This is a genomic window from Bartonella sp. AU18XJBT (assembly GCF_028618595.1).
Taxonomy (GTDB): domain Bacteria; phylum Pseudomonadota; class Alphaproteobacteria; order Rhizobiales; family Rhizobiaceae; genus Bartonella.
In genome coordinates this window covers 43,389-57,801 of sequence record NZ_JAQITE010000003.1, presented here as the reverse complement: position 1 = coordinate 57,801, position 14,413 = coordinate 43,389, and the positions used below count along the sequence as shown (strand labels likewise).

General features: G+C 36.7%; 14 protein-coding genes. 2 read left to right on the top strand and 12 right to left on the bottom strand.

Translation table 11 applies throughout. The features are described from left to right. The first annotated feature begins 114 nt into the window (after positions 1-114). On the top strand, positions 115-1,101 hold the full coding sequence (gene cobT, locus PVV60_RS01785; protein WP_273722693.1) for a nicotinate-nucleotide--dimethylbenzimidazole phosphoribosyltransferase: 987 nt from the start codon (positions 115-117) through the stop codon (positions 1,099-1,101). A 48-nt stretch (positions 1,102-1,149) separates the two neighbouring features. Here the strand turns inward: cobT and PVV60_RS01780 are convergent, their stop codons facing one another. The 8 genes from PVV60_RS01780 to topA form a co-directional block, all read right to left on the bottom strand. Continuing rightward, complete coding sequence (locus PVV60_RS01780) at positions 1,150-1,641, bottom strand: Lrp/AsnC family transcriptional regulator (protein WP_273722692.1); 492 nt, start codon at positions 1,639-1,641, stop codon at positions 1,150-1,152. 21 nt (positions 1,642-1,662) lie between these two features. Next, entirely contained in the window at positions 1,663-2,292 is a 630-nt protein-coding gene (locus PVV60_RS01775; protein ID WP_273722690.1) for a uracil-DNA glycosylase family protein, read from the bottom strand. Positions 2,293-2,320: 28 nt separating this feature from the next. Then, positions 2,321-2,881 carry a thermonuclease family protein gene (locus PVV60_RS01770; protein ID WP_273722688.1) on the bottom strand — a complete coding sequence of 187 codons (561 nt, stop codon included), beginning with the start codon at positions 2,879-2,881 and terminating at the stop codon, positions 2,321-2,323. 328 nt (positions 2,882-3,209) lie between these two features. Then, positions 3,210-3,377, bottom strand: coding sequence for a 50S ribosomal protein L33 (gene rpmG / locus PVV60_RS01765; protein ID WP_004864083.1), 168 nt, complete (start codon positions 3,375-3,377; stop codon positions 3,210-3,212). Between the two features lie 198 nt (positions 3,378-3,575). Beyond that, entirely contained in the window at positions 3,576-3,785 is a 210-nt protein-coding gene (locus PVV60_RS01760) for a hypothetical protein (RefSeq protein ID WP_273722687.1), read from the bottom strand. A gap of 348 nt (positions 3,786-4,133) precedes the next feature. Then, positions 4,134-4,619, bottom strand: coding sequence for a hypothetical protein (locus PVV60_RS01755; RefSeq protein ID WP_273722685.1), 486 nt, complete (start codon positions 4,617-4,619; stop codon positions 4,134-4,136). Between the two features lie 407 nt (positions 4,620-5,026). Further along, complete coding sequence (gene rnr, locus PVV60_RS01750) at positions 5,027-7,303, bottom strand: ribonuclease R (protein WP_273722684.1); 2,277 nt, start codon at positions 7,301-7,303, stop codon at positions 5,027-5,029. A gap of 3 nt (positions 7,304-7,306) precedes the next feature. Further along, the gene (topA, locus tag PVV60_RS01745) at positions 7,307-9,880 is read right to left on the bottom strand and encodes a type I DNA topoisomerase (protein ID WP_273722683.1); all 2,574 of its coding nucleotides are present in this window, start codon (positions 9,878-9,880) and stop codon (positions 7,307-7,309) included. A gap of 264 nt (positions 9,881-10,144) precedes the next feature. Here topA and PVV60_RS01740 point away from each other — a divergent pair, with 264 nt between their 5' ends. Further along, on the top strand, positions 10,145-10,351 hold the full coding sequence (locus PVV60_RS01740; protein ID WP_005773510.1) for a hypothetical protein: 207 nt from the start codon (positions 10,145-10,147) through the stop codon (positions 10,349-10,351). Here PVV60_RS01740 and dprA read toward each other — a convergent pair. The 4 genes from dprA to PVV60_RS01720 are packed head-to-tail and all read right to left on the bottom strand — an operon-like array spanning position 10,281 to position 14,377. After that, on the bottom strand, positions 10,281-11,513 hold the full coding sequence (gene dprA / locus PVV60_RS01735) for a DNA-processing protein DprA (protein ID WP_404977290.1): 1,233 nt from the start codon (positions 11,511-11,513) through the stop codon (positions 10,281-10,283). The two genes, PVV60_RS01740 and dprA, sit on opposite strands and share 71 nt — an antisense overlap. Then, positions 11,470-12,102, bottom strand: a complete 633-nt coding sequence (plsY, locus tag PVV60_RS01730; protein ID WP_273722679.1) for a glycerol-3-phosphate 1-O-acyltransferase PlsY — start codon at positions 12,100-12,102, stop codon at positions 11,470-11,472. Before plsY ends, dprA begins: the two co-directional genes overlap by 44 nt. Before the next feature lie 11 nt (positions 12,103-12,113). After that, entirely contained in the window at positions 12,114-13,415 is a 1,302-nt protein-coding gene (locus PVV60_RS01725; RefSeq protein WP_273722677.1) for a dihydroorotase, read from the bottom strand. Then, the gene (locus PVV60_RS01720; RefSeq protein ID WP_273722676.1) at positions 13,412-14,377 is read right to left on the bottom strand and encodes an aspartate carbamoyltransferase catalytic subunit; all 966 of its coding nucleotides are present in this window, start codon (positions 14,375-14,377) and stop codon (positions 13,412-13,414) included. The genes PVV60_RS01725 and PVV60_RS01720 overlap by 4 nt, the downstream gene beginning before the upstream one ends. Positions 14,378-14,413 lie beyond the last annotated feature (36 nt).

The window sequence follows — 14,413 nt, the reverse complement described above, 5'->3', positions numbered from 1 at the left end:
TGCTTTCATAATATTTACATTTTTGAAGCACTGTTTAAAAAAACAACAAATTATTCATATCCTATCTATATGACGTGATTTTCATAAACATTGTAGATTTTAAAAGGTATCCTTATGACCGCTAGTCCATTTGATGATTTTCGTGCTTTGCTTACAAATTTACCTGTTGCTGATGAGTTTTCTATAATTTTGGCAAAAAAACGGCAAAAGAACTTAACAAAAGAGCAAGGAACATTGGGAAAACTAGGGGATATTGCTGTTTGGTATGCGGGATGGAGGGGGACAGAAAAACCCATCGTAACACGACCTTTAGTCGCTATTTTTTCTGGAAACCATGGTATAGTAGAAGAAAATGTTACACCATTTCCACAATCTATGACACAAAAGATGGTGCAAAATTTTGCATCGGGTGGAGCTGCTATCAATCAAATTTGTATTGCTTATGATCTTGGATTAAAAATTTTTGATTTAGCATTGGAATATCCAACAATGAATATTACGAAGGATGCCGCGATGGATGAGCGGAGTGCGGCTGCTACAATGGCATTTGGAATGGAATCCATTGCGGGTGGAACAGATCTTTTATGTATTGGAGAAATGGGCATTGGAAACACAACAATAGCTTCAGCTTTATGCTTAGCATTGTTTGGAGGAGAAGTGGAAGAATGGACAGAAAATGGTATGGAATCAGAAGGTGATTTTTCTCAGCGTAAAATTGCTGCGGTTAAGACAGCTATTTCTTTACATAAGGATTATTTTAATGATCCTTTTGAAATAATGCGTCGCTTAGGAGGACGTGAAATTGCAGCTATGGTTGGTGCTATTTTAGCAGCAAGAATAGAAAAAATACCCGTTATTTTAGATGGTTTTGTGGCAACAGCAGCTGCAGCGGTCCTTTATAAAATGCATCCAAAAGCTCTTGATCATACCCTTGTTGGACATGTTTCTTCTGAGAAAGCTCATCGTAAACTTTTAAACAAAATTGGCAAAGAACCACTTCTGGATTTTGGGATGCGTCTTGGTGAAGGGACAGGAGCAGCTATAGCAGCTGGTATTGTCAAAGCTGCTGTTTTAACACATGCACAAATGGTGATTTTTTAACAAGAAAGTTTGAATGCCTAAAAGATAATGAGATGATATAAAAAACTCTTAAGGATTTTGTTCATGCGTTTTGTCGTGTAATTTAATATAATTAAGTGGAAGTTCCGTTGTATATTTAATCTGTTCCATTGCGAAAGAAGATGAGACATCACGGATGTCAATTTTAGAAATTAATTTTTTATAAAAAAGATCATAAGCTTCAATGTTGGGCACAACAACACGCAATAAATAGTCAATATCTCCACTCATTCGATAAAATTCAATGACTTCACGGAATTCTTGCACAATTTTTGAAAAACGCTTAAACCATTCATGACTATGTGTGTTTGTGCGAATAGACACAAAAACAGTGACGTGCGCATTTACTTTTTCTGGAGAAAGAACGGCAACACGACGCTGAATAACACCATCTTCTTCAAGTTTTTGAATTCTCCGCCAGCAAGGAGTGGTCGAAAGTCCTACTTTTTTAGCAATATCAGCAACAGAAAGCGTTGCATTTTCTTGCAAAAGATGTAAAATTTTTCTGTCAAGACGATCCATATTTTTTCTCAATATTTTAATTTATAAAAATTTACGCACCAAACAGCGCAGATATACAATAAGCTCATCGTTAAACCATGGATTTTTCTGTAACCAAAAAGTATTTCGCCATGATGGATGAGGCAAAGGCATAACATTATAGCCTTGAGGTTGGGGAATGGAAAGAATATTTCTCCAATCACTAACGGTTGCTGAAACAGTTTTATGTTTTAATTCCGTAATATGCCATTTTTGCGCATAACTGCCAATAGCAAGAACAAGCTTTATTTGAGGCATCGCTTGAAATATCTTTTCATGCCATATTTCTCGACATTCACGTCTCGGTGGTAAGTCAGCTTTATTTTTGTCATAACCTGGAAAACAAAATCCCATAGGAACAATAGCAAAAAGAGATCTGTTATAAAATTCTTCTTTCGTTACTCCCAGCCAATCACGCAGCCTTTCACCAGAGCGATCATTAAAAGGGATAGAAGTTTCATGGACACGCAATCCCGGTGCTTGTCCTGCAATTGCAATCGAAGCCGTATTGGATAAATAAACGACGGGATTTGGTTCGTGAGGAAGAGGAGGAAAATAATGTGGTTGTTGGATACAAACACGACAGGAATAGATTTTTTTTTCAAGTTTAATAATTTGATTACATCGTTTCATTGGTCAATGAAATTAAAAAATATTTTTCTTATTCTGTGCGAGGATTTGCTTTGCGCCATTCTCGCGGTCGTTGAAAACTTGATGCCCATATTCCTTTCTTTTTCCTTCTAGCTTCTTGTTCTTCTTTGGGATATTCATAATAACTTACAGCCCAACCATTATGTACAAGCGTCGCGTTGATATTGCTAACTTGTTTTGTTTTACATGTTGCAAGGATACGACGGTATTGGTCCGTTTTATGCCAGAGACATGTAACAGTTTGATTTTCTATTAGTTTTTCTAAATATTTTTTTGCCTCAAGCCCACAAGGGTAGCGTTTCTCCTTTTTTCCACAAAATTGGTGGAGTTCAGGAGCATCAATTCCCGCAAGTCGAATCCTAATTGAAGAAATCATGATAGAATCGCCATCAATGATTACTGCATTTCCTTTAACAGAGTTTTGAGAAGAAAAAATTTCTTTTTGAGACAACGACTGATTCTGCTTAAAATAAATTGACATAATAATAAGAAAGGTAGCAGTGATAAAAATACTGAAACCGGTAATTTTTTTTAAACTTCTTAGATTAAAATGAGGAAAAAGTTTTTTCATGAAACAAAGAAACTGCTAACATTATTATAACGCACTCTATTTTAGTATTGCTTATAATTCGTCCGAAATTCCATTTATATGACGAAACAATGTCTCGTTTTAATGAAAAAAATCTCGTTAGATAGCACAATAATCAATACTCATGTAGAATATATGTAAGCAACTTAAATAATAAATCAACTTATCCAAATTCGTACAAAACATACAAATTTAAAAGCATTTTTTTAAAACAAGGAAACAAAAAACACCCCTAAAAAATAACTTTGAGAAGCAATGCCCCCACATTGCTTTTGGAGTATAAAATCTATCAATTCAATGATAATTCTATTTACTTAATTTTCGTTTCTTTAAATTCAACGTGTTTTTTCACAACTGGATCATATTTACGCTTGCTCATTTTATCTGTCATTGTACGGCTGTTTTTCTTTGTTACATAGAAAAAACCAGTATCTGCAGTTGATAAAAGCTTGATCTTAATGGTTGCTGCTTTAGCCATAATGTAAGAACCTTATTTATACTGAAAAAATATTATATTGCTATCAAAACCTACTTCTGAAGTCATCAGATTTTTCAGCGACACTACGGATGTTCTCAAAAAAGTCAAGAGCTGATTGATTTTCTCATAAGTTGGACAAATACAAAAATGACATATAAACTGAAAAAAACAGCCATAGCTATTGAAAAACCGAAGGGATTAAAGATATCCATGGATTTTCCGATAAAGGTTGGTCTGATAAGTATACCAATTCCATAGCAAAAAAATAAAAGCAGAATTAGCAGCAGCAAGTTTTTGTCTCTTGAGGTGTGCTCCTAGATGTACAAGACCGATTGTATAAAGGCTCGCTAATACACCACCAAGAAGGAAGAAAAAAGCATCAGAATCCATGGATATTGAATGATCCATGGTACCATGAAAGTTCCCACAAAACCTAAGATAGCGCAACGTATCAGCGGATAGCATCGATCTTTGTCATAATCGCTTATAATGCTGATAGGAATTAAGAGGAAAACATTCCCGAGCGCAAGGGTTGCCATAAAGTTTGCTGCTTCATTCTCATTATAACCAATGGATAAACTAAAGGGTATTATAAGAGTTAATACGCCCATTTAAATGGCTCCGTAAATAAAGACGGCCACCATTGCGCTTGGAACGTGAAAAAGATAACGAAAAAATGACGTATATTGTTTTTTTTGAAATTCCGGACTTAATTTCCAAGCTGCAAGAATTGGTATAGTAGCAAGTATAATAAGGCTATAGCCAACAGCAAAAGGAATAAATCCTTGTGTTCCCACTTTCGCTAACAGCATTAGACCTATCACAAACCCTAATCCTAAGACAATAGAATAAATAGAAAGAATCAAACCGCGTTTTTTTGGGGGGAGCATAACTGTTGATCCAAAACTCTGATAGGATAAACATAATTGTCATGCTGAAATGTAATATAAACTTTAAAATAAACCAAACCCATATGGGATCAAAAAAATAGAATCCTAAAAAACTTAAAGATCCTATCGCCATCATAAGCAATATTGTTTGAGCGATGCCTAAGCATAAGGCAATTCGAGACGTAAAAATAGCTGCAACAATTGTGGCAATTCCACCAACAGTTCCACTATAGCCGATCATACTATTGGAAATACCTTTCTCTGCCATAAGAAGAGAAACAAGTTGTGTTCCCATTGCCAATGCTGTTCCAACAGTGCCAATAGTTGCAATAGCTGCAATAATTACACGCAAAGAATTGTTTTGAGAGTCAAAAGTTTTTTTTTCATGAGAATGGTTAAGGTACTTTTGTTGATTTAAACAATAAAAAGATGAGCTGAAATGAAAGGAAGCCCCAACTATCTTTTGCAGTTTCTCTCATTTCCTGAGTATAAAAAACTGCAAGATTTTTATATGGTTATTATAGATATAATAATAAAAGATGTCCTCCTATATGATAAAGAAAATTGTATATATAAAATAATATAAATGCTAAATATTATATATATTTTTGTAGAATAAATTAACTATATATTATTATATTTGTTATTTATATTATGTTTAGTAGTGAATCAATAACTTTAAAATTTTTAATAAAACTTTTTACACTTTAATACAAAAAATAAGAAAATAAAAATTATAAAAATGTTTTTTGTTTTTAATTAATATTTTCTGCTCTCATAAAAAGTATGCTTTTGTTTTTTTAATTTGTTTTTATGGTAGGATGTTGATGAAAATTTTATTGGACGAGGTTTTGTTAATAGCTCAAAGCATAAAGCGCCAGCAAAAGGTTGTACCGTTATAAGTTTTACTTCTACAACATCACTGAGCTGATAGCCTTTATGGCTACGCTGTCCTACAAGAACATGTTGTGCTTCATCAAAATGATAATAATCATTTTTAAGTGTAGAAATATGGACAAAACCATCTGTATTGAGTTTATCAAGTGAGATAAAAAGACCTGCTTTTGTAACTCCGGAAATGCGACCTGTAAAAATACGGCCAATTTTATTCGTTAAATAGTGAGCAACAAGCCGATCAATAGTTTCCCTTTCAGCCATCATTGCACGGCGCTCGTATAAAGAAATTTGCGTAGCAATTTCTGCAAGATTTTGTTCTTGTGTATCTGTTAATTGATCATTTCCTAATTTGAGAACTTTAATGAGTGCTCGATGAATAATAAGATCAGCATAACGACGGATGGGGGATGTAAAATGTGTATAATTATGTAGGTTTAAACCAAAGTGTCCGATATTTTTAGGATGATATTCTGCTTGTGATTGTGAGCGCAGAATAACTTGGTTGACCAGTTCTTGTTGTTGAGTATGAGCGACCTTTTCTAAAATTCTATTAAGACGTTCTGATGTTAATTCAGCACTTTTAGAGAGTGATATCCCTAAACTTTGAAGAAAATTCCGCAATATTTCTTGTTTTGCAAGAGAGGGCTTATCATGAATACGATAGATGAGGGGCTGATGATGTTGTTTTAATGTTTCAGAAGCTGCAATATTGGCTTGTATCATAAACTCTTCAATTAAACGATGTGCTTCTAGATGTTCTTCATTCACAACATCTTTTATGCTTCCATTTTGATCAAGAATAATTTTTTTTTCTGCTATTTCTAATTCTAGTGGTTGGCGACGATTTCGCGCAGCTTTAAGGCACACATAGGCTGCCCATAAGGGTTGTAAAATGTTCTCAAAAAGAGCGGCTGTTTTTTCATTGATATGTTCTTTTTTTGCCAATTGTACTTCTTGATAAGAAAGTTTGGCTCTTACACGAATCATAATACGATGAAAACTATGTTTTCGTTTATTACCGTTTGCATCAAAAATCATACGAACGGCTAAAGCTGGTCTTTCTTTTCCTTCACGCAGAGAACATAAATCATGAGAAAGGCGTTCAGGTAACATTGGCACAACGGTATCGGGAAAATAAACAGAATTTCCGCGTTTCAATGCTTCTTTATCTAAAGCGCTTCCTGCTTTGATATAGTAAGAAACATCTGCAATGGCCACAATAATAATCCAACCATCATTATTTTCTGGGTCCTCATCCTTGGTTGCATAAACTGCATCATCATGATCTTTTGCATCTGGTGGATCAATTGTAATAAATGGTAATTGTCGCCAATCTTCACGATTATCCATATTGGCAGCTTTGATATGTTTGACTTGCTCAAGAACACTTTCAGGAAAAATATAAGGAATTCCTTTCGAAAGAATCGCTATCATTGAGAGTGTTTTTTCACTCTTAATGTGCCCTAAAACATTCTTTATTTTTGCGCTCTTTAATCCGTAACCAGTATTTTTTTTAATTTCGACTTCAACGAGATCACCAATTTCAACCTTCATTTCTGGAGACATTTCAACAATGAGTTCATTGGTTTTGCGGTCTATAGGATCAAGGCGCCATTGATTATTTTCCAATTTTCGTACAACAGCAAATGCGCTTTTGGGAGATACATCAATTTTACGAATAATTCGTCCCGTATAAGGGGGGCTTGAGCTTTCAGAATTTTTATTTCGAAAAACTTTTACAAGAATATGATCTCCAACACCAATACTACTTCCTTTTATGTGATGAAAAGAGTGTATTTCAATCTTGGGCTTTGGAGAATCGTCCCATTCAAGAGGTTGTGCAATAAAACTTCCATCTTTATCATGTCCGATAATTTTTACTAAAGTAACAGGAGGTAATTTTCCTTTGTTTATTGCTCTTTTGCGCTGTTTAGATATAAGATTTTGATCCTTCAACTCACGTAATATATCTCTAAGCCAAATACGAGAATCGCCTTTTAAGTTAAAAGCTTTGGCGATTTCTCGTTTACTTGAGTGGTTAGGATTCTCATTTATAAAAGAAAGGATTTCTTCCTTATTGAGATTTTTTTTCCCTTTGAATGAGGAGAGATATTTTATGTTTTTTTCACCTTTAGCCAAAATTTATGTCTCTTTTATTTTTGCTTTTGTTTTAGAAGAAGCTCTTTTTGAAGTTGTTTTTTTACTCGATACTTTAGCTGATATAAGTTCTAATGCCTCTGGCAATGTTACATTAATGGGCTCTTTATCTTTTGGCAATGTTGCATTAATTTTACCCCAATTGACATAAGGACCATAACGCCCGTTGCGCACGGTAATAGTTCCTCCTTCGGGATGCTCTCCTAATGTTGCCAATGCTGCAGCTGTTGTTCTGCTTTGCTTGGTTTTGTTTTCTTGTTGTTCTGCCAATACTGTAACAGCGCGATTGATACCAATATCAAAAACTTCATCTGCATGAAGAAGGCGCGCAGATTTTCCGTTATGGCTAAGATAGGGACCATATCGTCCAATCGTAGCCGTGATTATTTTTCCAGTTTCGGGATGAATGCCAATTTCACGGGGAAGGGATAGTAAAGCCAAGGCTTTATCAAGGGTTACATTTTCTGCCTGCCATTCTTTTGGTAGTCCTGCACGCTTAACTTCTTTGCTTTCACCAAGTTGAATATAGGGACCAAACCGGCCACTGCGAAGAGAGATATCTTTCCCTGTTTCAGGGTCAATACCAAGTATAACAGGTTCATCATTGCGTACAGCTTCATTCTCTTCTCCAATATCTGTACCAAGTTGGCGTGTGTACTTACATTCGGGATAATTGGAACAGCCAACAAAAGCACCATAACGACCGAGTTTTAATGATAATTGACCACTTTTACAAAGAGGACAGGAACGCACATCACTTCCATCTTCGCGTTCAGGAAAGGCGATAGGTGCTAATGTTACATTTAAAACATCAAGGACATTGGTTATACGGAGCTCTTGGATATTGCAAATAGATGCATTAAATCCATCCCAAAAATCTCGCAATACATCTTTCCAAGAAAGTTTTCCATCAGAGATAAGATCCAGCTTTTCTTCAAGATCTGCTGTGAAACCATATTCTACATAGCGATTAAAAAAATTTTCAAGAAAGGCTGTAACAATACGTCCCTTAGCATTGGGAATAAGCTTTCGTTTATCAATTACAATATATCCACGGTCACACAATGTCGCCAATGTGGAGGCATAAGTTGAAGGACGACCAATTCCTAACTCCTCAAGCTTTTTAATTAATGAAGCTTCAGAATAGCGAGAAGGGGGCTCTGTGGTATGTTGTACAGATTCAACTTTTTCTTTTGTAAGTGCTTCACCAGTGTTTATTTGTGGTAAACGTGTTGTTTCATTTTCTTCATTATTTTCTTCGTCTCGTTGATCGGTGTAGACGGAAATAAAGCCATCAAAGCGAATAACAGATCCTGTTGCTCGTAGATTTGCACGGTTTTCTCCTTGCTGTGCTTCAATTTCAACAGTTGTACGTTCAATTTCAGCAGAACGCATTTGGCTGGCAATAGCACGCTTCCATATCAGCTCATAGAGCTTTGCTTGATCGCTATCGAGAAAATTACGGACTTGACTAGGATTGCGTTGAAAATCTGTTGGGCGGATCGCTTCGTGTGCTTCCTGTGCATTTTTTGCCTTTGTTGAATAAAAACGTGGCTTTTCAGGAATATAGTCTTTACCGAAAGTTTCATGAATAACTTTTCGTGCTGAATCAATAGCCTCTGGTGCTATTTGCACACCATCGGTACGCATATAAGTAATAAGCCCTGCTGTTTCACCATTAATTTCAATGCCTTCATAAAGCTTTTGGGCAATTTGCATAGTGCGAGAAGCTGAAAATCCTAATTTTGAAGAAGCTGCTTGTTGTAGTGTGGAGGTTGTAAATGGAGGAAAAGGATTTCTCTTTGTAGGTTTTGCTTCAACACTGAGGGTATGATATTGGGCTTTCTCCAACATAAAGCGAATTTGGTCTGCTTGTTCTTGAGATTGAATATCAAGCTTGCATATTTTTCTTTGATTGAACATTGTCAATCTTGCTTGGAAACTATCATTTCGGAGGGTTTTTAACTGTGTTGTAATGGACCAATAATCTTCTTTGATAAAATGTTCTATTTCTGATTCACGATCACAAATAATGCGCAAAGCAACCGATTGAACGCGTCCAGCTGAACGTGCACCAGGGAGTTTTCGCCATAAAACAGGTGAAAGTGTAAAACCAACGAGATAATCAAGAGCGCGACGTGCAAGATAAGCATCTACAAGTGATGTATCAATATCACGTGGATTGTTCATAGCATCAAGCACAGACTCTTTGGTGATGGCATTGAAGACAACTCTTTTGATAGGTTTATCTTTTAAAACTTTTTTTTGACGAAGAACATCCAGAATATGCCAAGAAATAGCTTCCCCTTCACGATCAGGGTCTGTTGCTAATATAAGGCTATCGGCTTCTTTAACGGCTTTTGCTATTTCATTTAAGCGTTTAGCGGCAGCAGAATCTATATCCCATTTCATAGAAAAATCTTGATCTGGTAAAACAGAACCATCTTTTGCAGGTAAATCACGAACATGTCCAAATGATGCGACAACTTTGTATTGAGACCCAAGATATTTATTAATTGTTTTTGCCTTTGCTGGAGATTCAACGATAACGATATTCATAATTTTACCCAAATATTGAAATAAAAATTTTTTTATAAACGCCTTTTACGCGAATAGCTAATGACAATTGCTTAAGAGCACATAAAAAAATATTAGCCATATAAAAAACATGAATATTGTACAACTTATAATTGTTATTATTAGAATACACCCTATATAGAATTACACGATTTATTTTCCACTGTTATTACAAAAACATACGGCGAAATACTAAGATAACGTCTATTGAGAGGTAGGAGGGGAAATGCTCAAGGATAGAGGATTATGTTTATAAATCATTTAAAAGTTATCCAATATATTACAGATATGTCTAAGCAAATGAATCAGATGGCGCGTCAGGCGCATAGTCCGCTTTTAGCATTGCTTTTGGATATGGTTGCCAAAGAAGGGCAAAGCATTATTAATAGTGCTGAGGCTCTTGGGGAAGATCAAGATTCGACAATGACACACAACCACCAGAGTGTCGAATAAGCTTTCCAGCAAGGTCGAGTTCTACCAATAAGAGGTAGAGAGTTGGGAGCGAAACACCTGAGTGGATACTGAGTGTGTCTAAATCGATTGGCGTTGTTGAAAGAGCGGAGAGAACTGCTGCACGTGCTGCATCATCACCTGCTAAAGAGGGGTTGCTGTTTTTTTCATCTGCTAAGTTGAAATTCTCCTTTTCAAGTTGTAAAGAGGGTGGTTCCTCAAAAAAATTGAGTTGGGAATTTGGAAGCGGTGAAATTAATGGCGTAAGTGTTTCTATAATGTCAGAAGGATGTGTGGTGAGTAGAGCTCCGTCCTTGATAAGATTGTTTGTACCAACAGATCTTGGATCAAGTGGAGAACCGGGAATGGCAAAAATTAACCGTCCCATTTCAGCTGCTTGACGTGCGGTAATTAAGGACCCTGAGCGCAAGGCTGCCTCTACAACCAAGAGACCAAGTGATAGAGCTGCAATAATACGGTTTCTTCTTGGAAAATCGATAGCGCGCGGCTTCCAAGAAATGGGCATTTCGCTGATGATGGCTCCACCGTTGGCGATAATATCTTCATGCAACCTTTTATTTTCAGGAGGATAGATATGATCAATTCCCCCAGCCATGACTGCAACAGTTCCTGTTTTTAAACTTGCTTGATGCGCAACGCTATCAATTCCACGAGCGAGCCCAGAAATTGTTACAAAGTCTGCGTCTCCGAGAAAACGCGCAAATTGAGCCGTAAGCTTTTTTCCAGCAGCTGAAGCATTTCGAGAACCTATAATTCCAATAGAAGTTTTTTGAAAAATTGAAACATTACCTTTGATAGCAATAAGCGGCGGAGGGGCTTCTGTAACCTTAAGAAAAGCTGGGTAATCTGGTTCGCCCATACCGATCAACCGAACACCTAATCTTTTAGCTTTTTGTATTTCTTTTTCTGCATCTTCTAAGCTTGCTATTTTAATAGATACAGAACCACCACCTTTTCTACTAAGCTCTGGCAGCGCGGCTAGGGCATTTTCTGCTGTTTTATAATGATCAATGAGATTGCGAAAACTAACAGCTCCAATATTTTCACTGCGCAATAACCGTAACCAGCTTAGACGTTGACGATCAGTAAGTAGGATTCCTTTATTTATCTCCGTGTTGCGTACCAATCTTACTTTCTTCCCCAATTAATAATCTACCGATATTGGCAGAATGTTTTATAAACACAAATACGCTCATCACAATCAGCATACAATAGAAATAAGAAGCGGAAAAATAAAAAACAAATATTGGTGTGATCGTAACAGCAACAAGCGCAGATAATGAAGAATAACGCATGAGGCGAAAAATCGTTATCCATACAATAATAAAAATAATTGCTGCAGGCCAATAAATTCCTAAGCAGATCCCTAGATAGGTAGCAACACCTTTACCACCTTTAAATTTAAGCCATACGGGGAAAAGATGTCCTAAGAAAACAAAAAAACCCGCTAGAGAAACAAGGATACTATTGCCTAGCGGATCACTAAAAAACTTTATAACGAAAACAACAATAGTTCCTTTCAACATATCACAAAGAAGTGTTAGAACAGCAAGCTTTTTATTTCCTGTTCGTAAAACATTTGTTGCTCCAATATTGCCGGAACCGATTGTTCTTATATCACCAATTTTGGACAATCTTGTAAAAAGAAAACCAAATGGAATCGAGCCAATGAGATAAGATATGAGGAAAATAAACCATGGAGTGGACTGAAAAAATATTTCTGCTTCATTCATTAAAAATCTCATTAAGTTTGTTGATCAAGTTTAAAAACGGGTTTCCCTTTCACAAAGGTCTGGAGCACGCGTCCTTGAAAACGCGCATTCTCAAAAGGGGTATTTTTTGAACGGGAATAGAGCTTCTCTGTCGAAACAACCCATGGTTCTTCAAGATCAACTACAATAAGATCTGCATGAGCACCTTTTTTGAGTGTTCCTGCATTGAGTCCAAAGAGCTTTGCAGGCGCCGTTGACAAAAGTTCCGTTATCCGTAGAAGAGATAGGCTCTCATCATGATAAAGGCGTAAGGCTGCGCTCAATAAGGTCTCCATACCAATAGCGCCAACTGCCGCGTCATTAAATGGTAAATGTTTTGTGTCGTTACTCTGAGGATCATGAGAAGAGACAATAACATCTATCGTCCCATCCTTTATTGCCTCAATCATTGCTATACGGTCTTCTTCTGTACGCAATGGGGGAATTAAGCGAAAAGAGGTGCGATATTCACCAATGTCATTTTCATTAAAAGATAAATGATTAATAGATACACCCGCTGAAATTTTCTCACTGCGTTTTTTACCTAAACGAAGTGCATCAGCAGACAGTGCTGTTGATATTTGAGCAGCATGATAGCGTGTTTGCGTTAATACTGCTAATCGCAGATCTCTTTCGAGTGGGATAACTTCTGCTTCGCGGGGAATGCCAGAAAGACCAAGCCAACTGGCGAGCAGTCCTTCATTCATCACACCTTGGCCTGTAAGATCTTTATCTTGCGTTTCATGCATCAATAGAACATCAAAATCGCGTGCATAAGTCATTGCACGCCGCATAACAGATGAACTTTGAAGCGTTTTTTTTCCTTCACAAAAGGCAACAGCTCCTGCATCTTTTAGTAAGCCGAATTCCGTTATTTCTTGTCCGTTGAAACCTTGTGTGATTGAAGCAACGGGATAAATATTGACCGATGACTTTTCTTGTACTGTGTGCCTAATAAATTCAACAAGTGCTACATTATCAATAACTAGATGCGTGTTTGGCATCATAAGAAAGGAAGTAATACCACCTGCTGCTGCGGATTGACTTGTTGATGCGATTGTTTCACAGTGTTCATTGCCTAATTCTCGAACAAAGACGCGGGCATCAACAAGCCCGGGGAGAATTGCTTTGTTTTGTGCATTAATAACTTCTGCTTCTTCTGGGATTCCTTGATTTAAGGCTTCTTTTCCAGCGGCTATAATCTGTCCATTTTCAACAATAACTGTACCAATTTCATCGATTGCGCGCGAAGGATCAATAATACGAGCATTTTCAAAAACAATTGGTTTTATCATTTTTTTTCTCCACTGATCTTTGCGCGTGAATCTAATAAAGCCTCCATGACAGCCATACGCACTGCAATTCCCATTTCTACTTGTGTATGAATCATACTTTGTGGTCCATCTGCTACGTTGGATGCAATTTCTACACCACGGTTTATTGGGCCAGGATGCAGAATAATGGAATCGTTTTTGGCATAGGCTAAATTTTCTTTATGTAGGCCAAAATAATGGAAATATTCACGCGTAGAGGGAATAAAAGAGCCTGTCATCCGTTCATGTTGTAAGCGCAACATCATGATAACATCAGCATTTTTAAGACCTTCTTTCATCGTGTTAAAAACCTCAACACTCATATGAGCGATTTCTGCGGGTAAGAGTGTTGAGGGAGCAACAGCACGAACACGAGCACCCAAAGCATTGAGACTTAGGATATTGGAACGGGCAACACGTGAGTGTAAAATATCTCCACAAATTGCAACAGTTAATCCTTCAATACGACCTTTTGCCCTTTTAATGGTTAGAGCATCTAATAAAGCTTGGGTTGGATGTTCATGAGCACCATCACCTGCATTAATGACACAACAATCAACTTTTTGCGCTAAGAAAGCTGCCGCTCCTGCGCTGTTATGGCGAAAAACCAGTATATCTGGCTTCATCGCATTGAGAGTTGTAGCTGTATCAAGTAATGTTTCCCCTTTTTTTACAGATGAGTTGCCGATCGCAAGACTCATCACGTGTGCACCTAGCCTTTTACCCGCTAATTCAAAAGAAGATTGTGTTCGCGTAGAGGCTTCAAAAAAGAGATTAATTTGAGTCCGTCCACGCAAAGTAGATTTTATTTTATCAATTTTGTTAGAAAGGATAACATTTGCTTCTGCACGATTAAGCAATGTATTAAGATCTTGTACACTCAGATCTTTAATAGCTAAAAGATGTTGATGAGGGAAAAGTGGAAAAAAATTATCTTGAATCATAGCATTCTTCTTTATCTCTCTCTAAACAGATTAAAC

Bases quoted from the DNA above. Each gene is read 5' to 3' on its own strand.
- cobT (WP_273722693.1), top strand. From the start codon at position 115: ATGACCGCTAGTCCATTTGATGATTTTCGTGCTTTGCTTACAAATTTA.
- PVV60_RS01780 (WP_273722692.1), bottom strand. From the start codon at position 1,641: ATGGATCGTCTTGACAGAAAAATTTTACATCTTTTGCAAGAAAATGCA.
- PVV60_RS01775 (WP_273722690.1), bottom strand. From the start codon at position 2,292: ATGAAACGATGTAATCAAATTATTAAACTTGAAAAAAAAATCTATTCC.
- PVV60_RS01770 (WP_273722688.1), bottom strand. From the start codon at position 2,881: ATGAAAAAACTTTTTCCTCATTTTAATCTAAGAAGTTTAAAAAAAATT.
- rpmG (WP_004864083.1), bottom strand. From the start codon at position 3,377: ATGGCTAAAGCAGCAACCATTAAGATCAAGCTTTTATCAACTGCAGAT.
- PVV60_RS01760 (WP_273722687.1), bottom strand. From the start codon at position 3,785: ATGGATCATTCAATATCCATGGATTCTGATGCTTTTTTCTTCCTTCTT.
- topA (WP_273722683.1), bottom strand. From the start codon at position 9,880: ATGAATATCGTTATCGTTGAATCTCCAGCAAAGGCAAAAACAATTAAT.
- PVV60_RS01740 (WP_005773510.1), top strand. From the start codon at position 10,145: ATGTTTATAAATCATTTAAAAGTTATCCAATATATTACAGATATGTCT.
- plsY (WP_273722679.1), bottom strand. From the start codon at position 12,102: ATGAATGAAGCAGAAATATTTTTTCAGTCCACTCCATGGTTTATTTTC.
- PVV60_RS01725 (WP_273722677.1), bottom strand. From the start codon at position 13,415: ATGATAAAACCAATTGTTTTTGAAAATGCTCGTATTATTGATCCTTCG.
- PVV60_RS01720 (WP_273722676.1), bottom strand. From the start codon at position 14,377: ATGATTCAAGATAATTTTTTTCCACTTTTCCCTCATCAACATCTTTTA.